Genomic DNA, 20,437 nt, shown 5'->3' on the forward strand with positions numbered 1-20,437 from the left:
CCACTATGAAGCGTAAAGGCATCATTCTGGCGGGCGGGTCGGGTACCCGTCTGCACCCCGCGACCCTGGCTATTTCCAAGCAGCTGCTGCCGGTGTACGACAAGCCGATGATCTACTACCCGCTGACCACCCTGATGCTGGCGGGTATCCAGGACATCCTGATCATCTCCACCCCGCAGGACACCCCGCGTTTCGAGCAACTGCTGGGCGACGGCCACCAGTGGGGCATCAACATCAGCTACGCCGTGCAGGCTTCGCCAGACGGCCTGGCACAGGCCTTCCTGATCGGTGAGGAATTCATCGGCAACGACCTGTCGGCGCTGGTGCTGGGCGACAACATCTATTACGGCCACGACTTCCAGCAACTGCTGCGCAACGCCATGGATCGCGACGAAGGCGCCAGTGTGTTCGCCTACCACGTGCACGACCCCGAGCGTTACGGCGTGGTCGAGTTCGATGAGAAGGGCAAGGCGATCAGCCTGGAGGAAAAGCCGACCAAGCCGAAGTCCAGTTATGCCGTGACCGGGTTGTACTTCTACGACAAGGACGTGGTCGAGATTGCCAAAGGGATCAAGCCGTCTGCGCGGGGTGAACTGGAGATTACCGATTTGAACCGGGTGTACCTGGAGCAGAACCGGTTGTCGGTGGAGATCATGGGGCGCGGGTATGCCTGGCTGGATACCGGGACGCATGATTCTTTGCTCGAGGCTAGTGGGTATATCGCGACCATTGAGCGGCGGCAGGGGTTGAAGGTGGCTTGTCCGGAAGAGGTGGCGTACAGGCAGGGGTGGATTGGGGCGGAACAGTTGTTGAAGCTGGCGGAGCCGTTGGCTAAGAATGGGTATGGGCAGTATTTGAAGAGGTTGGTGGGGGATAGGGTTTATTGAGAGGTGCTGGGGCTCGCCCCTTGAGAGTGAGGTCTTGAGGGGGCGTGCCTTATAATCAAAGCTTGATTGGGAGAGGGCGCCTTTTGTCGCCCATGCAGAGGCTATTCCGTGAGGTCGTTCAAGGGCTTTACGATGCATTTACAAGAGACTCTTTCGCCTAGAGAGTCTTGGTAGAAGGCCATTATGCTCAATTCTCCAGATATATCAGGAATAGGGAAATGAACGCTCTGTGACGCTTCGTACCAGCGAATGTCATGTTTTTTTCCGTCCACTAGCAAGTAAAATGCGAAGATCCCGCTCTCGTGCATTCTTCCATTCATTATAAGTGAGCAATGCGCAAAGATGCCTTGCTCTGACTTTTTGGCAGTTACGGTAATCGTTGCTCCTTCAGAAATAAGCAGTGAGTCCTTCGGCGTAGATTCGGGCACTGATTCAAAGGAACTATTCGCAAATGCGATTGACTTCAGCTGTGTGAGAGCTTCTTTATAGTATTGCTCGCAATAGTGGAAGGGAGACACGCCCCAGCGGTGATGTTCATCTGACGAAAAAAGCTGGGGTGGGAAGTGCAAAAATTGATTTTTTTCCAACTTCCTGGCCAGTTCGTCATACATCCAGTCCAGTTCGCGGTTGGCTTTTTCAATTGTCGCTAAAGAAACTGGGAAGTTTGTGTTGCTGGTGTTTTCAAAGCGTGAGGCCCAATGCACTTTGTTAACTACGACGCAATGAAGTTTGTTTTGTTGTGCTATGGCTTCGATAAACTTGTGCATTCCTTGAAGCCATAGCGCGCGGTGCTCAGATGATCCAGGCTTGATTAGTCTGAAACGATCGACGCTGCCGTCCGTCAGTAGGCCGCTTTCAACTAATTCGCTTGATTTCGTAATAATTTGTCCGGATGGCAGAGCCACAAGATCGAAACGTTCATCAATTAGATCGATCAGTATTATATCAGCGGCTTGAATCGCTTCCGTCTGAGTGAGGATTTGCTTGGAAAAATCGTATGCAACCATCCGTCTTCTGAATGCGGATGGGATACGATTTAGCGCTTTCTCATTTTCGTATGATGCACTGCATAGTGAAGCCATTGAAGATCTTGCGAAATATTCAGTTAACTTAAATGCTCGGCTATCCTCTAGATTGAATATATCTCTAGATACGCAGCTGCCGTAAATCATCAAGTTTTTGATCACTATCTTCTTCAGCCTTTTTTCTTGCTTTATGGAGGCCTGTTCCGTCAGGCCTATCACCTAATTTCAGGTCGCTCCATGCCCAGTGTTGATGACAACTCGGCAATATCCAAGATGTCGCGTAACGGTAGCAGGGATCTCATTATCCATAAGCGGCTTAGGAATGCAACGCATGCTCTGTGATCTGCTGACCATTTTCTACGAGGGCGGGCAGGCTCAAGCAGACACTAGATCAATGCTGACCTAGTTGAATATAATTTGAACTAATTGCCCTCGAAGCGGTCGCTTTGCTTGACGCTATCATTGTGCAGGCACGTTGCTGCGAAAGAGCAACTCAGTCGAAAGCGTCGCCAGTGGACGCTTATGAAGCTCTTCCGCTGCGTACGTGCACACCTCAATTGCATAGCTAAGCGCTCCGACCATTTGGGGTTCGTGGAGCGCTCGTCCTCACTATTGGATTCAGGCTTGCGTCGGCTGTTGTTCGGATAAGACTTTCGGAGATTTGGATTTCTGATCCAGTAAAAGAGAGGAAAATTTGTTTGCTAAAGCAATAGCGGGCAAGTCAACTTTTAAATAGAAGAAATAAGAGGCTAAAAGGGTCAGGGCTATTGTTGTGACTAATGTCAGTGTCATGGCGGCAAAACTCATTCCGAGATGCTTGCAGAAGAATTGAGCCACCACAACTAGGATAAAGGTATGTAGCAGATAAAGAGAGAATGAGAGCTTGCCGAGCCACTTCATAGGCGCGCTGTCCAAAATAGCGAATGCGCGTTGTGCGTTCAGTACGCTTAGCAAAACAATCAAACCTCCGAATGCAGGTATGATCAATAGCCAGGAAGGCTGATAGCCGGTTATGGCTGACAGGGAACGGGTCATATTGCCGAGAATTGCGTAAGAAGCGCTTGCAGAATGAAAGCCAGCCAAGTACAGCCCAACGAACAAGCCGATCAAACATATTGCAGTTCGCGTGGCGCTGTTTTTTTCCTCATCGAATCTAAACGTGATTAGCATCGAGCCGAGAAAAAAGAGCGATGTGTACATGGCCGTTTTGTTTGTGGACGCAGATAGTGCGAGGAACGCGGCGATACAGAAAATACGGTAGACCAAAGCATTGCCACCAAAAAGTGCGAATGCGGCAAAGATGGCGAAAGATCCTATTAGTTCTATCTGGATGGTCCAAAGTACATAGTTGTAGCGGCTGTCGCCCAAAGCCAAAGCGCCATAAATAGCGTCACGAATGGCGCCGTTCCATGTGGCATTGAACAGATATGGCGTTGAAAGAACCGGGGTCGGGCTGATATTCGGAGCTTCATAAACGCCAAGCTTCATCAGGATGCATCCGATAAGGACAGACGCAGCGACAGGCACGCCTAAGCGGATATAGCGTTTAACTGATGCTTTGCGAATTGAATCAAGCACGTCGGTGTGCCGTGAAATACTATAGGTAAGTACTAATCCGCTTAGAATGAAAAACATTGATACGGAGAAACCACCACGATAGAAGAAAGAAAACGGGCTATCAAACCATTCGATTCCGTCTAGCGGGCGGCCTTTGGTACGTACGCCCAGATGCATTGCCGGGTAGTACCAGAACAGCGCATGAGAAAAAATCACGATCACTGCGGCAAGACCGCGGATCCCATCCAACTTGGACAGACTCATTTTATGAAGTCCGCTTGTCATTTTTATTTCAATCCTATGGTTGTGCTTGGATAGCAATCAATTTAGATGCGCTGGGAATGAAATCGATAGCGATACTCTTATGCCAGCGGTTGCCAGAAATCAGTCATTCTCGGGCAAAGTACTCAGGTTCGTGCATGATGACCGAGAAAGGTATTTGGGAGAGATTTGCAGAACATCTTGCGCCATTTTTTTCTTGATCGAGCGACGTGAGAATTGTTGCACGAAATCAAGGCGAGATGTCTTCTTTATCTCCAACCGCTGCAATGCCTGGATTGCCGCCTCGACATCGCAGGGCGGGAACAATGCCACATTCGTGATCCTTTTCTGCGCGAATCGGCCTGCGTAGCCTGACAATCCACCCCAAATTGGCTTATCAGTTGCGGCATACTCGAAAAGCTTGGAAGGCAATACACGTCGGAAGGCCTTGAGGTTATTGAGGTGTAAAAATAGAACGTCAGCTTGATGATAAACCCGCAGCAGTTGATCGCGCTTCATCGGCGGCGATATGCGCACGTTTTCTACCTCTGCATGTTCAAGCGCCTTTTTCAAGGTCTCTAAGGCACCGCCGGCGCCTATCAGATGAAATTCAACTTTATCAGTCAAGCGTATGGCCAATTCTGGGAGAATCTGATGTAGCCCTTGCCCTGTGCCGATATTTCCAGCATAGACCACCTGTAACCGCTGCGGGCTCTTTTCGGGTGAGGGTAGCTGGGACGCCTGCGAGTGCTCAATGAATAGATCATCTACACCATTGGTATAAAGCGTGAACTTACGTCCAGGATAACGAGTTGTAAAATATGGTAAAAAGCCTGGGGAGATTAGGTTGATCCTCGTCGCTTGCTTGACTGTCCATCGCTCTATTGGAGAAAAGATGGACGCCGCCAACTTGCCCCAACGTGACGGCAATAGTTCGCGCAAAGTGTCGACAAAGATGTCCCGAATATCGAGATAGAGCCCACATCCGTTGCGTTTTGCGATCATGGCGCCCAGAAAAGCTGTCATCAACCTAGAAGAGGTAGCAAAAACAAGGTCGTACTTCTTATGACGGGTAATCTTAAGGGCATTGATCGCGAAGCTTGCAAATGATTGCGCTTGGTCCCTGATACCACTGCGATGTGCAGGCACATCAATCCGTCTGATGGTCAGTAGCGGCAGGCGCTCAATGCTGACCGCGTTTGCAGTGAAAGAGTGGTACCGGTTCGGTTGAGTGGTAACAACTTCAATTTCTATAAGGTCACCAAGTTCGGCACGAAGCGCATTGACAAGCGCTTCGGCACGAAATGAGCCCGCAGAAAGGTCCGGCGGATAGTAAAAACTCAGCAGGAGGATCCGCGTGGTCATGATCTTGCCTGGGATGAGTGTGGTGCAGCAGAGAGAACCTTTTGATACAAATCCACCAAGCGCGACTCCTGCTCCTCCCAGTTTAAAGTGCCAGCAGTCGAGCGTGCGTTTTGCGCATAGGCCTCACGCAATTTGGCATCCGAGACCAATACGTTAAGAGCATGTGCAAGGCCAGTTGGATCATCAGATGCAACGAGGACACCTACATCATGTCTGCGCACGATCCGACGGATTTCCGGGAAGTCCGTTGCCACTACGGGTAAGCCGGCGATGATGTACTCGAATAATTTATTCGAGTCTGTGGTGTAGTGGTTAAGGCAGGTGTTCTCAATGGGTTGTACGCCGATATCAGCGGAGGCCGTGTAGCTCGGGAGTTCTGCCAGCGGGACCGTGGGTATGATGCGTACTCGGTCATGCAACTCAAGGTCTTCAATGAGCAGGCTCAGATTGTGGGTCAGGCGTCCCCCTCCGATAAGCACGAAATAGGCATCTGGTACGTTAACTGCGGTACGAATAAGCTTCTCGAGTCCGCGACCTTGTTGCAGGCCACCTTGATAGATAATGATCGGCCATTGCTCAGTAAGCCCAAGCTCTTCACGAATCCGATTTGTGGGAGGGCTGCGCGTCAACCGTGGCCGGTTCTGCAATACCGTCGGGCGTATGACGTGATATGCCCGGGCAAAATACTTGGCGCGAGCATCCGTGGTAGTGATAGTACCATCTGCTGTGGGCATAAGGTGTTTCTCAACTATCCCCACCAAGCGGCGGAAGCTATCGTAACCTTCTCGGCTTGTGCTTATTTCATGTGCATCATAGACCAAGCGGGCACGGCTGATACGAGAGACCAACCATGCAGTTGGTAGTGTGTTTACGTCGTGAGAGTGCACCACGCTTGCGCCATAACGGACCATGTGTACGAGCAGGGCTGTGTGAGTCCAGGCTCGGGCAATGAGACGCAATATTTGATGCTTGATGCCCAATTTGCTAATCGGCCCTTGAGTTTTAATGGCCTGAGAGGAGGGCGCGGACACGATTTTGTTTTTGCGCAATCGCCACAGCGGGCTGCGCGCCACGCGGAAGACTTCAATTCCGTCTTCGAGGCGCTCTTGCTGCGGTGTGATGCCGGGCGTGTGCAAGGCGAAAACACGGACCTGATATCCTGCGTGCTGTAATGTCTGAGCTTCCTTGAGCACTCGAGCGTCATTAAGAAACTCATTCCAGACGATCATAGCGATTTTTTTCATTGAGCGGACTCCTGCCTGAGTTCTAGTGGTTTTTCTGCCTCAGTTGCGGCAAGAATGTCATCCAGCAACTTGAAAGCAGCTGGATAGTCCTTTCTTAGCAGGAACCTTTCAAAGCTGTACATGAATGCCGACAGTACAATGTCAGCGGTAGTTGTATTTACTAAGCTCGGACGGCTGCTGCGCGCAATTTCGATTGCCTTGTAAAAACGCTCTTTTTCAATCACGGGCCAGTTACTTCCTACTGCTTCGATGCGCCAGTTGCTCCAATGGCTCAGATGGTATTGTTGCGAGGCAGAAATGAGTAGGGCCTCTGAAGTGATATCGAGTGAGACGATCTGCCGAGGTAAGGCGCAAAGTTTTTTTATAATGAGCTCGAAAGAGTCGAGAAGACGCTCTACCTTTTCTGCTTCTTCCGGAGTCGAACATACGAAACGTAGGGGCTCTATCATGCCCCTATCAAGTCGTTGCTCCAAGTAGGGACGGGTACGGCTGAAGCGCAATATCAGTTCGCTTGCTGGCTCGCAGTAGAGGAGCTGCTCGCTGATTGCGACAACGCCATCGCCAATCTGACGACGGATAAGCTTCTTGTGGCCATCCAGGCGGAAGAGGTGGCAATCGATCCCCTGCAGTAGGTAATGCCCTAGCCACTCGAGTGATGGCAAGTGTGGTTGGTACTGAAAGAGCAAACGCTCCTGCTCGGCCAAAGTGGCGATATTATTGCCGAACAGCTTGGCCAAGTATTCTTGAGGTTTCTCGTTACCTAGAATGGTGATGTGAAATGCATAGACATCAACTGCATCAATCTGGTGCCAACTGATTTTCAGACCATTCTGAGTATCGATACCCGCTTGGTCCATCAGCTTTTCTACCCAAGCCTCGCGGCTTGATGGGCTAAGCAGACATTCGAGTTGATGGTTATTCTGACGTTGCTCGAGCAAAGGTTGGGACTGGAAAAACATGGCATTGATCTGGCGATGTTGCATACGCAAGCTGACTACGTCTTGCACCATGCCGGTCAGGCGTTGTAAGGCTTGGCGCATGACGAGAACCGCAATGACTGCATGAAAGATGCGTTGATGCGGGAAGTACAGGAAGTCGGCAACCAGACAGAAAAAACTCAGCAGAAAACCAGTGGCCGACAGTGCGTTGAGTATGTTGCCGTGGTTTCGTTGAAACTGTACTTGAATAACAGGGCTGAGGTTATAAGTAATTACGCATAGGAGCGTAATTAGAGCTGTATATCCGAGTATAATGGCAAGTAATTTTGGATAAATTATTAGGAGGACGACAGCGCTAATGGAGAAAAACAGAGCTCCCGCCATGGCGCGAGTAAACCTGGAGTATGCATAGGCTGCGATTTTCTCCTGGTTCTCAATTATATTTAACTTGGCGCTACGCAATAGCAACGTTCGCGCGCCTTGGCGACAGCAGTATGCGATCAACAGCTCGCTAAGCAGGTAGAGTACATAGCAGACTGCTGCAGCCACACTAAGTGACACAATTAGGTGGTTTTTTTTCAGTGCTTGAAAGGCACTGGGAAAGTAATTCGGTATTTTTTCGGAGCCTAATAAGATTATTACCTTAAGAGGCAGGAAAAAGGCGAGCAGAAGAAAAATCTGGCTCGCCAGGGTTGTAATCTGCACGGTAATAGTCGTGAAGGGTACTACCCGCAACAGTTTTATACCTATCGACAGGCACCAGCCTAGCGTCGACTTAATATGGTGTTGAAGCTTCATCGGCGAATGTTTCGTTCAATGGGCTTAATCGACGCTTGCTGGATCATTTTTCTTGCCAGTAAAGAGTTGCGATGGTGGCAATGTTTTTATTGTTAACAGTGGTGTAGATGCCGCCAATTACCGGCAGGTCCTTTTTGTAGTACTGGACTTTGAACTGGCTACTGTCGTTGCTGATTACTTTTCGAGTAAAACCTGCATTTTGCAATTGCATGTACACGTCGTTTTCCGCCAGCTTGTCAGCGGTAGTGTAGCTGTACTCATGCATGCTTAATTTCCCTGCGCTATTGGGCTTTGCGTAGGATTTCATGTGCTCTGCACTCAGCAGCAGAATCGAGCCATCAGCAAGGTTTAGTTCGGCTTTAGGCTGTGAAGGCCGCACTGCCTCTGCTGCCTGATTATCAGCTTTGTTGGACTCACCCGATAGTTGGTCGCAGCCGGATATTACGAGAGCGAGCAGGGAGAGCAAAGCAGCAGTTTTGATTTTCATGTTTCCATTGTTCCTTCGGATTAACTCATGATTCGTGCAAGCAGTTGCTTGGCAACAGTTTTGTAGTAGGTACTGTCATAGTGATAGGGGCAGAAAGCCCACTTGTGGTCGCCGCCCGCGACCAGCCCGGCTTCCAGACCACCGATCTGCTCGACAGCCGTTGCCGAGTCTTCAAGCGTTGCGAGCAGAGGGTCGATGACTGAGTTGTTCAATTCGATCAGCTTCTCAAACTCACCACCCTTGAAACTTTCAAGGCCTGATTCCGTTTTGTATTGGTATGCCCATACTGCTCTGTGAACGAAGATGTTCGGGCAAATATTAGCGACTCGCTCAAGGAAGGCAGGCAGTGCCCACTCTCGCAGTTGTTTTATTTCCGGACTCCAAGGGCGCTTGATCTCATGAGGGATGCTTTTGCGTTCCAACGCTTTGAGCAACGGCCCACTGGCGGACATGAGAGAGCTCAGGTGTTGAACAATCCCAATCCGTTCATCAATGAAATCAATGATCACGATGTCAGGACGGGATTGCTCGAGAAGCTGCCAATGCAGTTTGTGCTGGTCCCAGTGAGAGCGCTTGCCTTCGAATGAGCTTGCGTCTATAGCAAGTTTTGGATCGAAGCACGGCGGTGCCATCCAGGAAACGACGGATGAGCGAGCCATATAGAAACAGATTTCAAACGCTCCGAGCGCGCTCTTCTGGAACTCGAACAGATCTCGAGTGACACAGGATCCCAAGATTGCAACTCGGATTTTCTCTTTAAGTGGCCCTGCCGGGTTCGGTCGAACAGCTTTGCGTTCAAGTTTTGCCTTCCGTGCCATGAGGGCGTCGAGGCATTCATTGGGCTGGTCAGTGTCCTTGTTGAGCTCGACTTTGATCTGATTGCGCACGTTGCCAAGTTTTTCAAGATACTTATGCGGCATACCTATCGGCGATTGTTTGAGGAGCGCGGACAGGAAATCCAGGCGCTGCTGATTCAAACCGAATGAGCGCAGTTGCGATTCTTTCAATCCTTTAGTTTTGTTTGTGTCGCCGAGAATCCGTGCGCGTGCACCGAAGAAGTACGAGTCACTCAAAGGATGTTTGGTATAGGTGTAAAGTGGTTGCTTTGATTTCAGCAGGATGTGCTTGGCGTTGATTTCTTGCTGTTTAAGCGTATCTACCACCAAGTGGTGGGCATACTGAGTGATGCTCCGGGTCTTGGTTCCGCAAGTTTTGTCAACGAGCGTCAACGCCAAGGCCAGAGTGTCATAGGTGACGGCGCGATAGCACTCATCAGACGGCAAGAACTCCAAACCGTTGTGCAGCGAAATCAGTAACATCTCTTCGGAGTGCTCGTTCGAGCGCGCATGCTGTTGAATCGTGGCGATTACATCTTCATGAATGCAGTCGTCATCATCAATTCGCGAAGTAAGCACAATATCTTCGTGAGTTTTTGCTAGAAGCCTGGACACCTCTTTGCTGGTTAGCGAATAGTCGCTTACCTTCAGCGTCTTGGCGTTCAAGCCGGATGCAATGATTGCAGCCTCCAGGCGTGCTTGATGCAGGATAGGGAGAGCTTCGTCAATGAAGATGGTCCACTCAAAGTCTCTGTTGCTTTGGTTGGCGAGGGATGGAAAGACCGTGTTAGTGAAAATCTCCAGTCGATACGACAGCCACAGTTCGTCCTTGATTCCGATGCCAAAGTTGGTGAAAACATAATGTTTCAAAGACTTGCTCATATTTACTTCAAACGTCTCGGAATGTGTTCAGTTCAAGGGCGGCCATCTTTTTCCAGTCGCTTTGGCCGCGCACGCGCTCCGCGGCTTGGCGCGACAGGGTAGAGAACAGCGCTTGATCCATGTATAAGCGTTCAAGAGCCTCGGCCAGTTGCACCGCGCTTTCTGGCTCGACGACAAAACCACTTTCCTTGTCCACGAACTCAGGGATTGCCGCCACACCGGTAGTGACAGGGACAAGCCCGGAGGCCATGGCTTCGTCTCGGGATACGCCTTGGGTATCCATACGGCTCGGGCACAGGAATACTCCGTGCTCTTTATGCAGCGCGGCGATTTCCCCGTGATTGAGGAAGCGGCGCTCGATGTGCACATTTGAGTAAGAACGCAGCGGTGCGAGAGTCTCTTCAAACAACGGCCCGTCGCCCACAAGTCGGAACGTCATGTCCTTGAACCATGGTTTTTCGGCCAAAAGCTCAATGGCTTTGACGGTCAGATCATTCGCATATGTCCGCGACGTATACGGGCGGATAGATAGTACGTTTTTGCGCTGTTCTATTGTTTTCTGAACGTAGTTAAAATTTTCGGTATTGATGGGGTTGTGGATAATCTCGTACTGGCCTTCTGGTAGGCGGAAGCCGAGGTCCTCCATGACTTCTTCTGCAAAATAGCGGGAAACGAAAACCAGCTTCAGATTCTTATGCATTGGCTGCAGTATTTCACGCCAGAAGCTCATGCGTTTGTCGCTGGCGAGCTTGCCCAACTGCAGTTGTTCGTCGGTACTGAAATTGTATTCGCGGCGCCACCATGGTTGGATTTCAGCACCATGGACCCATACAGTGATCTGGGTGGAATTCAGATGCGGGTGCAGCACACTCCACATATTTTCGTCCAAGAAATGAACGAGAATTGATTTGTAGTTGTTCTTTTCAAGCATTTTTGCCAAGGTCGAGCGGCAACCGGTCACCACATCGATGTTCTGGAACTCGTGATAGCTAACGGTCTCGTTGTCACGCAGGCGGAAAACATCTACTTCGACGCCTTGTTGCTGATAAGCCGACACTCGACTATGTACAAATTTGTTGCGGTACAGGTCTGCGTAAGCTGGGTAGTGGTTGGTCAGCAGCAAGTGCTCTCCACGGCCCATCATCTCAGATGGCTGTAGGTTGCGGTGTCCCAAGACCAGTGCCTTCAGTTCGGTGCTACCCGCAGAGTAGGCACGCAGACCGAAGCGAATGTAGGCAGCTTCCGGTGGAATATCGGAAGTTTGATTACGATTGGCAGGTTGCATCACGTGGCTGATGCGCTGCTTGTCGGCATCCAGGAACAGCACGACCAACTGCAGGTTCAGGCCAGGCGTGCAGTCGACAAACAGCTTGAGGCGGCCATCTTCACAGCCCAGTTCATCTACACGGACTTCCTGCTGTGCGTAGATGTACTCATGCTTGCCATCTGCCAGCTTGGATTGCACGCGCCAGGTATCGCCATCAACGACCAGGTCAACGAACTTGTTGCGGATGATTCCAAACATCTCAGCCAAACCGCGCCCCGTGATTTCCGGCGCGTCATGGTTGATCTCTAGCGGGGGAATGGATTGTGCGCGCGCTTGCAGTTGATCGATAGTCATGCCGAGATTCAGCTCAAGGTCGTTAACCTTGGCGCTGATGCTCTCCGGGTGTGCAGCACCGTTCTCACAATAGTTGAACGGGTCGATGGCCAAGCCTTGCTCATGAGTGTATTGCAGTGTCGGCAGACTCTTCAGCCAGCTACGCAGTTGCTGGTTGGCAACGATCCCGCTCGCAACCAGCGAGCGGCGAGCGTTCAGTGTCTGGGTTGGGCGGTAGGCTTGTTCATTTGAAAGCAGTTCAGCACTTTGGCCTGTGCAGGTAAAGTGGGCCGCTTTACCGACAACTTGGGCGCGGCTGTAGCGGGTTGCTAGCGCCAGATCCAGCAGGTAGTTCGGGCCGTAGTAATCGCCAGGCACAAAAGCGGCGATCCAAGGTGCATTACCAACCAGTTCACCCAGCGAGGTTTTTTTCAGTTGGCCAGGCTTAAGCACCTGGATGCGTGGATCATCGCCGACGATGCTGCTCTGGTAGGTATCGCTGATGACGATCATTCGTACTTGGCTATAAGTCTGGCGGTCCAGGTTGGCACGCAACAAATCGAACTGCTCGCGGTCTTGCGCTTCGCCGATGACCACAATCTCCGGCAGGCGCTGGGCCTTTGCGGTACCGGTGACCTTGCTCATCACGTAATCCAGGCGCTGAGTGTAGGTATGCTCCTGCATTACTTTGCGCAGGGCAGCCAGCCGCAGTTTGTCAGCGTTCAGCGGGTCTTCCGCCAGCAGTTGCAGGCGGCGGAGCATTTCTTCGCCGTTGTCGGTGGTAACAACCAGGTCACCGAACAGCAGGCGTACGCCGCGAGAGAAGTTGCTCACGGTGAGGGTGTTGCAGCCGAGCAATTCGAAGACGCGACGGGCAAACATCGATTGAGATTGCTTGATCGAGTTCAGGTTGATCGCGTAGCGATAGCCCTTGTAAGCCGTGTCGATTTTCTCGAAGGGCAGGGTACCGACGATGTACGGTTGGTATTCCGCAGGGAACTGGTAATTGACGTCGTTCTTGCCGAAGTTGCGATCGAAGATTTCCAGCGGACGGAACTTCGGCAACTCGCAGACGAAATTACCCAGGTCGCGGGTACGCTCCGGGTAACGCGCGTAGTAGGCGCCAGCGAAGCAGAAGGCGTCTTTGCGCTCGTACAACTCGATCGGGTTATGCAGCGCTGGCTGGCAGGCGAACGGCAACAGGTAGACGCGGTCGTGACCGAGCGCACCTTTATAGCGGTGAATGCAGTCGATATCGGTGGTGAATACGTGGTCGAACTGCTTGGCAGTGGTCAGGAAGGTTTCGAAGTGAACCGGGTCTTCCTTGTTCCAGAACACGGTCGGTACCTTGTTCTGACGGCACCAGGCCAGAATGTCCTGCAGTTCCTGGCCGTTATGGCCAACTTTGCTGCCCCACAGGTCATCCTTGCCGCGCCAGGCGGACTCGATGAACAGCAGTTCTGGACCAAACCCTTCGATTTCTGCTTTCCAGTTGGCTGGCGTTAGCGGCATCAGGTCGCATTCATAGCGGTAGGAACCGAAAGTGAACTCATCCATCACGCACGCCACTTTCAGGCGACTGACAGGCTGATCAGCCTGGCGCAACAGAGTAGTGCGGCTGTGCTCGCTGGTCGGCAGGGCCGCCGGCAGTTTCAAGTAGTTCTCGTCCTGTACCACAGGTGCCGGCGGCAGCAGTGCCTTGCGTGGTTCGTTGGCCAGCAGCTTCTGCTCGTTTTGCTGGCGTTGCTGGCTGGCTTTTCGGTACAGGCGCAGCAGGCGTACGGGCAGCTTGACCAGGCCGCCCAGTGAGGTGGCGCTGTTCTTGATCTGGTAGCCAAGCTGATAGGTCATGCTTGCGCGGGTTTTCACCAGGCGCTGCTCTGCCAGGTTGCGCTGGGCGTTAGCGCGACCGAGGTTTTCATTGAGTTCGTCGATCTTACGTTGCTGAGCGGCGCTGCGTTCCAGCAATTGACTGATGCTGGCCTTCAACTGCGGGATTTGTTCGCCTGTCAGGGCGCGATACTTCATGTTTGCCGCGCCAAGGCCTGCCTTGGACGAGTTGATCTCAGATTCAAGTTGTTGGCGCAGACTCTGCCATTGTTCGTTGGTGGCAGCGAGGCTGGCCTCGGCTGCCTGGCGGCTGGTGCTTTCAAGCAACAGCTGCTCTTCAAGCATGTCTTTGGCCTGGCCAAGCGACTCAACGGTCTCTGCCAGAGCCGCTCGCGCTTCTTCAGATTCAGTTTTGGCGAGTGTCAGCTTATGCAACTGGTCTTCCAACTGGGAACGTTGTTCAATCAAGGCATTGATTGAGCTTGCCTGAGCGCTATGCTCACGCTGGCTTTGTGCTTGAGCGTCGTACATTAACTGCAACTGGTCTTCCAACTGGGAACGTTGTTCAACCAAGGCATTGATGGAGCTTGCCTGGGCGCTATGCTCACGCAGGCTCTGCGCTTGCGCGTCGTTCATCAACTGCAGTTGAGCTTCCAATGCAGCTTGATGAGCGCGCAGGTCGGTAATGGTGGCGATATGGCTATCAATGACTTCCCGCGCCTGAGCCAACTGATCGTTTGCAGCCTTGAACTGCTTTTCCTGCGCCAGCTGCTTCTCTGCGGCCCCCCGCAGTTCCTCAGAAGCCTCCGCCAATTGCCTTTGTGTTTCGGCGTGCTGATTCTGGAGCTTCTCGTATCGCTGTTCCGCGTCTGCGAGGCTTTTTGTGTGAGCCTCCTCACCCGCCACGAATTTCTGTTCCAGCAGGCCATATTGTTCGGTAGCTAAACGATACTTTTTGTTGGCTTCCACCAGCCGCTGCTTGACCTCATCAAGCTCATGAGCAATCTGAGCCTTGGTGTCGAGGCATTCCTGGTTGGTTTTTTGCAACGTGGCAATGTCTGCTTCGCGGTTTTGCAACTGTTTGGCAAGCGCATCAGCCTTTTGGGCTTCCGGTTTGAGCTGGGCGATCTGCTCAGTAGCGCTGCGGTACTTCTTGTTTGCTTCATCCAGACGCTTGCTGATGGCCCCGAGATTTCCACGCAACGTGCGCTCGATGGCTTCGAATGCTTTTTCCAGATCACGAACCCGATCAACAGTCAGCGAGTCGATTACACCTGGTTTATGCGTTTCGCTTTTCACCGCTACGATGCCCAGCCACTTGCCGAGCACCTTGACTTCGACAATCTGCAAGTGCTCGGCCAGCAACCGGAACGGTTCCATCAGGTAGAACGTGTGCTTGTGGTCAATGAAGTCATTGACCCCGAACGGTACGGTAATCACCAGGCGGCCACCCTGCTTGAGCAGGTCGTGGGCCTTTTCGACGAACAGCTCCGGTCGCACCAGGTGTTCGAGCACTTCGCTGATGACAATGGTTTCCGGCTCAACCTCGAGCGTGTCCAGCGCGAGGAAGTCTGAATTTATATACGTGACGTTCTGCTGGATGTGGGCCGGTTCCGCAGACAGGTAGCCCTTGGCCTCTGAGATGGCCTGCGGGCTGGTATCCACACCGGTGACCTGGCAGCCTTCACGTGCCAGCAGCAGGGGCACGATGCCCTGCGAGCAGCCGACATCCAGAATCCGGCGCCCTTTGACCTGGGCGCAGATCCAATGGATGCGGGACTGCGTTTCCCGCATGAACTGCTCCCCCAGCTTGCCGTAATAGGCTTCCATCACACGGTCATGAATATCGGCCAGAGGTGAAGGCAGCTCTGTGTTCACGGTAGGTTTCTCAAGCGTGGGGTTGTTCATGCGGTTTGCTCCATCAAGCCTGGGTAACGCCGGCGGCGTCGATCACGAATGCCGCGTCGCGCACGTTGAAGGTGCCGCGGAATTCGCGGTGCTTCACTAGCAGTACGTGGATGTCGGCGCTGTCCTGGGCAAAGTCGAAGTCCACGTGCTCGTGGCGCGCCAGGCGCTGTGGCAGGGCTTCGATGTTCGGCTCGACCAGTTGCAAGGTGGCTTCCAGCTCGTTGCCCAGGCGCTCGGCAATGCTCAGGGCAGGGCTTTCGCGCAGGTCGTCGATGTCGGCCTTGAAGGCCAGGCCGTAGCAGGCGATTTTTACTTGCTGGGCCGACTTGCCCGGGTTCTTGATCAGGAAGTTGGCCAGGGCCATCTTGACCTTGTCGATCACCCACTCAGGCTTGCTGTCGTTGACCACGCGGGCGGTGCGGATCAGGCGCGCCTGCTCTGGGGTCTGGCTGACGATGAACCATGGGTCGACGGCAATGCAGTGGCCGCCCACGCCTGGGCCTGGCTGCAGAATGTTGACGCGCGGGTGGTGGTTGGCCAGGCGAATCAGCTCCCACACGTCGATGTCCAGCTTGTCGCAGATGATCGACAGTTCGTTGGCGAAGGCAATGTTCACGTCGCGGAAGCTGTTTTCGGTCAGCTTGCACATTTCCGCGGTGCGGGCGTTGGTGACGATGCACTCGCCTTCAACGAAGGTCCGGTACAGGCGTACGGCCGCTTCAGAGCACTTCCTGGTCATGCCGCCGATGATGCGGTCGTTTTCCACCAGCTCGCGCAACACGTGGCCTGGCAGCACGCGCTCAGGGCAGTGGGCAACGCGGATATCGGAGTCTTCACCGTGGGTTTGCGGGAAGGTCAGGTCCGGGCGGGCCTGGGCCAGCCAGAAGGCCATCTGCTCGGTAGCGCCGACAGGGGAGGTGGATTCCAGGATGACCAGGTCACCCTTTTTCAGCACGGGCGCGATGGCCTTGCTGGCGGACTCGATGTAGCTCAGGTCCGGCTGGTGGTCATCCATGAACGGGGTTGGCACGGCGATCAGGAAGGCATCGGCAGCTTCCGGAACGGTGGAGGCGCGCAGGAAGCCCTCGGTCACGGCAGCGTGTACCACCATGTCCAGCTCAGGCTCGACGATGTGGATTTCACCACGATTGATGGTATCGACTGCGTGCTGGTTTACATCGATGCCGATCACGTGCTTCTTGCGAGCGGCGAAAACGGCGGCGGTTGGCAGCCCGATATAGCCCAGGCCTACGACGGAAATCTTGTTGAAGCTCATGCTACTTCCTTGGAACGGGAGAAGTTGGAAAGTGCGTCGAGGATTCGCGCGCACGCTTTTCCATCGCCGTAGGGGTTGTGGGCAAAGCTCATCTCGCGATAGGTCGCATCGTCGGTCAGAAGTTTCGCCAGGTTTTCGGTGATCGATTCCACGTCGGTGCCCACCAGCTTGACGGTACCGGCGGCCACGGCTTCCGGGCGCTCGGTGGTGTCACGCATGACCAGTACCGGCTTGCCCAGCGCTGGGGCTTCTTCCTGGATGCCGCCGGAGTCGGTCAGGATCAGGTAGGAGCGGGTCATCAGGTAAACGAACGGCAGGTAATCCAGCGGCTCGATCAGGTGAATGTTGTTGACGTCGGCCAGCAGACGGTTGACCGGTTCGCGCACGTTCGGGTTGAGGTGTACCGGATAGACGATGTCCACGTCAGGGAATTGACGCGCGGTTTGCACCAGCGCCTGGCAGATGCGCTCGAAACCGCCACCAAAGTTTTCGCGGCGGTGGCCGGTGACCAGCACCATGCGGCGCTCAGGGTTCAGGAAGCTGAACTGGTTTTCGAACTGGGTTTTCAGCTCGGGGCTTTCCAGCTTGCGGACCACTTCCAGCAGCGCGTCGATTACGGTGTTGCCGGTGGTGTAGATGGTCGCGGCGTCTGTACCTTCACGCAGCAGGTTGTCCTGAGAGGTGGAGGTGGGCGCGAAGTGCAGGGCGGCCAGCGCGCCGGTCAGGCGGCGGTTGCCTTCTTCCGGCCATGGCGAATACAGGTTGCCAGTGCGCAGGCCGGCTTCCACGTGGGCAATCGGAATCTGCTGGTAGTACGCGGCCAGGCTGGTGGCCAGGGTTGTTGCGGTGTCGCCGTGCACCAGTACCACGTCGGGCTTGAACTCGGCCAGCACAGGCTTGAGACCCTGCAGGATGGCTGTGGTCACATCGGTCAGGTCCTGGCCGGGCTTCATGATGTTCAAGTCATAGTCGGGCGTGATCTCGAACAGCTCCAGTACCTGGTCGAGCATCTGGCGGTGCTGGCCAGTTACGCAAACACGCGACTCGAAACGGTCGTCTTGGGCAAGGTTGAGGGCCAGGGGGGCCATTTTGATGGCCTCTGGGCGGGTGCCAAATACGGTGAGGGTCTTGAGGGACACGGCGACGGTCTTCTGTGTATTGAGTAAAGGCGATTGGATCTGGTGTTTACGGGGTGCAGATCACAGGTATTGCGCAAATCGACCGGGGGGAGTGGCCTAGGGGGCTCCACACACGCAAGCGCGAACGGGGGGCTTTGAAGGTGGTGAAGAAAAATTCATGTGGCTCGGATCCTTCAAGCGTAGCGGTTGTCCAATGCCCGCAAATTTATCATTTCGTCATCAAGATGACATCCCGTGTGGCACGTTTTTTTCCGCTGATCGTCCGAATTTGCCCCTATCTATCGGGGGATTGGATCCTATTTTTGAAAGTTGCATCAAAAAAAACGATTGTTTGATGTTATTCAGGCATCATGCCAATAAAGTCAATACAACCGAGACATACGACGAATGGGCTGGGGCCTTGTCCGGCAAGGCTTGTGGGAAAAACAACAGCTTTTGGTCTGAATGAAACCTAGGTTAAACGGGAATTTACCTAGCGGCGATTTGCTATCGCCTTTGTTTCATGAACTTATCCTGAAATATGGCGTAATGCCATTGCTTTTTGGGTGGGCGAAGTTGCTTTTTTTAATGTTGGATTCGGTAACGATTAACCGGGTCAAGAGCCTTTTTGCAAAATGGCAGAGCCGCTAGGGTTGATTGCGCAGCCGAAGGAAACCGGCTGCTGGAAAATGACCAACCCAGGAGTGTTCACCATGCGTAACAACGTTCTGTCGTACCTGCTGCTGCCGCTGTTCGCCAGCCTGTCCTTTTCCCTTAGCGCTGCCCCGGCCAGCACCACGGCGGTGGCCGAGCCGGTGCCGGTGGTAACCCAGCAGCAGGCCCAGCAGCCGCAGCGGCTGGACCTGAACACGGCTGATGCGCTTACTTTGCAGAAGGAGCTGAACGGGATAGGGAAGGCCAAGGCTGAGGCCATAGTGGCCTACCGGGAGGCCAATGGGCCGTTTGCTTCGGTGGATGAGCTGCTGGAGATCAAGGGGATTGGTAATGCGTTGCTGGAGCGTAACCGGGACAAGGTGATGGTGGAATAAGGGGGAGGGGCTGGGGTTTACGTCCTGGCCCTGACTTTCATGAAGATTCAATTGAGAGAACTGAATTCGATAGCGGTCCGCCTACCCTGTGGGAGCGGCTTTAGCCGCGAAGAACCAAACGCGGTGCATGGCAACGGCTGCGCCGGTATTCGCGGCTAAAGCCGCTCTCACAGGGACCCTGCTGATTCAATGAGTTATGTATCAGCCGGTCAGACCGTGCCAGCGCCGACAGGCAGGCTAGCGGTCCTGCGCGTCCTTGGCATCCGCTTCGGCATTGCGCTCATGCACCTTGCGCAGCTGTTCTTCGGTCAGTGGCAGTTTTTTTGCCGTGTCGCGCAGCAGCATCAGCCCGCCGACGATCGAGCCGAGGGCTATGATGAGTATCAGCCAGGCATACCAGGGCATTGTCGTTCTCCTTTGCTGGTGATGGGCAGCGCTTGTACAAATGTTGAGCAATTGCCCGTTCCGTTGGTTCAATTATAGGAGCCAGCCACTGTCGGGCCAATTCCGTGACCCGCGGGCCCCAAAGCCTGCGCCACTTCGTTTACAATGCGCGCCGTTTTCGACTTGCCAAGAGACCCTGCCCATGTCCGCCTGCCAGACGCCCCTGATCGTCGCCCTGGATTTCCCTACCCGTGAGGCCGCCCTGAAGCTGGCTGACCAGCTTGACCCTGCGCTGTGCCGGGTGAAGGTTGGCAAGGAGCTGTTCACCAGCAGCGCTTCGGGCATTGTCGAAACCCTGTGCGACAAGGGCTTCGAAGTGTTCCTGGACCTCAAGTTCCACGACATCCCCAACACCACCGCCATGGCGGTGAAGGCTGCGGCCGAGATGGGCGTATGGATGGTGAACGTGCATTGCTCCGGTGGCCTGCGCATGATGGCGGCCTGCCGTGAAGAGCTGGCCAAGCGCAGCGGCCCGCAACCGTTGCTGATTGGTGTGACCGTGCTGACCAGCATGGAGCGTGAAGACCTGGCCGGTATCGGCCTGGATGTCGACCCGCAAGAGCAGGTGCTGCGCCTGGCGGCGCTGGCCGAGAAGGCTGGCATGGACGGTTTGGTGTGCTCGGCGCTGGAGGCCCCGGCGCTGAAGGCGGCGCACCCGTCGCTGCAGCTGGTTACCCCGGGCATTCGCCCGGCAGGCAGTGCGCAGGATGACCAGCGCCGTATCCTCACCCCGCGCCAGGCACTGGATGCAGGTTCGGACTACCTGGTGATCGGCCGCCCGATCAGCCAGGCTGCCGACCCGGCGCAGGCGTTGGCTGCGGTTGTGGCGGAGATTCGTGGGTAGGTAGCCCGCGTTGTGAAAAAAGGCCAGCACGAGAGTGCTGGCCTTTTTTATTTGGCTTGTTACATGGCACCGCCTTCGACGGCGATCG

At 54.0% G+C, this 20,437-nt stretch carries 14 protein-coding genes; 3 read left to right on the plus strand and 11 right to left on the minus strand.

The annotated features are described in order from the left end of the window. Positions 1-5: 5 nt before the first annotated feature. Positions 6-887 (plus strand): glucose-1-phosphate thymidylyltransferase RfbA, encoded by an 882-nt coding sequence (gene rfbA / locus IRZ77_RS18225; protein ID WP_046615523.1) that lies wholly within the window; start codon positions 6-8, stop codon positions 885-887. A gap of 101 nt (positions 888-988) precedes the next feature. On the opposite strand, the gene IRZ77_RS18230 is transcribed toward rfbA, so the two are convergent. From IRZ77_RS18230 to wecB, 10 genes are all read right to left on the minus strand, one after another. Further along, complete coding sequence (locus tag IRZ77_RS18230) at positions 989-2,131, minus strand: DUF6270 domain-containing protein (protein WP_328315833.1); 1,143 nt, start codon at positions 2,129-2,131, stop codon at positions 989-991. A 399-nt stretch (positions 2,132-2,530) separates the two neighbouring features. Further along, positions 2,531-3,733: an acyltransferase family protein gene (locus tag IRZ77_RS18235; RefSeq protein ID WP_196174058.1), complete on the minus strand. Its 1,203-nt coding sequence runs from the start codon at positions 3,731-3,733 to the stop codon at positions 2,531-2,533. Between the two features lie 120 nt (positions 3,734-3,853). Then, a complete protein-coding gene (locus tag IRZ77_RS18240; RefSeq protein WP_085601042.1) occupies positions 3,854-5,095 on the minus strand; it encodes a glycosyltransferase family 4 protein in 1,242 nt (413 codons plus the stop codon). Continuing rightward, positions 5,092-6,339, minus strand: a complete 1,248-nt coding sequence (locus IRZ77_RS18245) for a glycosyltransferase family 4 protein (protein WP_196174059.1) — start codon at positions 6,337-6,339, stop codon at positions 5,092-5,094. The genes IRZ77_RS18240 and IRZ77_RS18245 overlap by 4 nt, the downstream gene beginning before the upstream one ends. After that, complete coding sequence (locus IRZ77_RS18250; protein ID WP_085601044.1) at positions 6,336-8,075, minus strand: hypothetical protein; 1,740 nt, start codon at positions 8,073-8,075, stop codon at positions 6,336-6,338. The genes IRZ77_RS18245 and IRZ77_RS18250 overlap by 4 nt, the downstream gene beginning before the upstream one ends. A 43-nt stretch (positions 8,076-8,118) precedes the next feature. After that, on the minus strand, positions 8,119-8,562 hold the full coding sequence (locus IRZ77_RS18255; protein WP_196174060.1) for a hypothetical protein: 444 nt from the start codon (positions 8,560-8,562) through the stop codon (positions 8,119-8,121). Between the two features lie 20 nt (positions 8,563-8,582). Then, complete coding sequence (locus tag IRZ77_RS18260; RefSeq protein ID WP_108480545.1) at positions 8,583-10,280, minus strand: DUF6270 domain-containing protein; 1,698 nt, start codon at positions 10,278-10,280, stop codon at positions 8,583-8,585. 7 nt (positions 10,281-10,287) lie between these two features. Further along, positions 10,288-15,618, minus strand: coding sequence for a glycosyltransferase family protein (locus IRZ77_RS18265; RefSeq protein WP_196174061.1), 5,331 nt, complete (start codon positions 15,616-15,618; stop codon positions 10,288-10,290). A 13-nt stretch (positions 15,619-15,631) separates the two neighbouring features. Then, positions 15,632-16,894: a UDP-N-acetyl-D-mannosamine dehydrogenase gene (wecC, locus tag IRZ77_RS18270; RefSeq protein ID WP_153671208.1), complete on the minus strand. Its 1,263-nt coding sequence runs from the start codon at positions 16,892-16,894 to the stop codon at positions 15,632-15,634. After that, the gene (gene wecB / locus IRZ77_RS18275; RefSeq protein WP_085601049.1) at positions 16,891-18,033 is read right to left on the minus strand and encodes a non-hydrolyzing UDP-N-acetylglucosamine 2-epimerase; all 1,143 of its coding nucleotides are present in this window, start codon (positions 18,031-18,033) and stop codon (positions 16,891-16,893) included. Before wecB ends, wecC begins: the two co-directional genes overlap by 4 nt. Before the next feature lie 692 nt (positions 18,034-18,725). Here wecB and IRZ77_RS18280 point away from each other — a divergent pair. Then, positions 18,726-19,061, plus strand: coding sequence for a ComEA family DNA-binding protein (locus IRZ77_RS18280; protein ID WP_024086485.1), 336 nt, complete (start codon positions 18,726-18,728; stop codon positions 19,059-19,061). 237 nt (positions 19,062-19,298) lie between these two features. On the opposite strand, the gene IRZ77_RS18285 is transcribed toward IRZ77_RS18280, so the two are convergent. Continuing rightward, positions 19,299-19,466 carry a DUF2897 family protein gene (locus tag IRZ77_RS18285; RefSeq protein WP_010952850.1) on the minus strand — a complete coding sequence of 56 codons (168 nt, stop codon included), beginning with the start codon at positions 19,464-19,466 and terminating at the stop codon, positions 19,299-19,301. A 181-nt stretch (positions 19,467-19,647) separates the two neighbouring features. On the opposite strand from IRZ77_RS18285, the gene pyrF reads away from it, so the two are divergent. Next, positions 19,648-20,349, plus strand: coding sequence for an orotidine-5'-phosphate decarboxylase (gene pyrF, locus IRZ77_RS18290; protein ID WP_010952851.1), 702 nt, complete (start codon positions 19,648-19,650; stop codon positions 20,347-20,349). Positions 20,350-20,437 lie beyond the last annotated feature (88 nt).

The organism is Pseudomonas pudica, assembly GCF_015680405.1.
Taxonomy (GTDB): Bacteria; Pseudomonadota; Gammaproteobacteria; order Pseudomonadales; family Pseudomonadaceae; genus Aquipseudomonas; species Aquipseudomonas pudica.

Coding starts and splice junctions, on each gene's coding strand:
- IRZ77_RS18260 (WP_108480545.1), bottom strand. CDS start 10,280: ATGAGCAAGTCTTTGAAACATTATGTTTTCACCAACTTTGGCATCGGA.
- IRZ77_RS18250 (WP_085601044.1), bottom strand. CDS start 8,075: ATGAAGCTTCAACACCATATTAAGTCGACGCTAGGCTGGTGCCTGTCG.
- IRZ77_RS18265 (WP_196174061.1), bottom strand. CDS start 15,618: ATGAACAACCCCACGCTTGAGAAACCTACCGTGAACACAGAGCTGCCT.
- IRZ77_RS18255 (WP_196174060.1), bottom strand. CDS start 8,562: ATGAAAATCAAAACTGCTGCTTTGCTCTCCCTGCTCGCTCTCGTAATA.
- wecC (WP_153671208.1), bottom strand. CDS start 16,894: ATGAGCTTCAACAAGATTTCCGTCGTAGGCCTGGGCTATATCGGGCTG.
- IRZ77_RS18240 (WP_085601042.1), bottom strand. CDS start 5,095: ATGACCACGCGGATCCTCCTGCTGAGTTTTTACTATCCGCCGGACCTT.
- IRZ77_RS18280 (WP_024086485.1), top strand. CDS start 18,726: ATGCGTAACAACGTTCTGTCGTACCTGCTGCTGCCGCTGTTCGCCAGC.
- rfbA (WP_046615523.1), top strand. CDS start 6: ATGAAGCGTAAAGGCATCATTCTGGCGGGCGGGTCGGGTACCCGTCTG.
- IRZ77_RS18235 (WP_196174058.1), bottom strand. CDS start 3,733: ATGAGTCTGTCCAAGTTGGATGGGATCCGCGGTCTTGCCGCAGTGATC.
- IRZ77_RS18285 (WP_010952850.1), bottom strand. CDS start 19,466: ATGCCCTGGTATGCCTGGCTGATACTCATCATAGCCCTCGGCTCGATC.
- IRZ77_RS18245 (WP_196174059.1), bottom strand. CDS start 6,339: ATGAAAAAAATCGCTATGATCGTCTGGAATGAGTTTCTTAATGACGCT.
- pyrF (WP_010952851.1), top strand. CDS start 19,648: ATGTCCGCCTGCCAGACGCCCCTGATCGTCGCCCTGGATTTCCCTACC.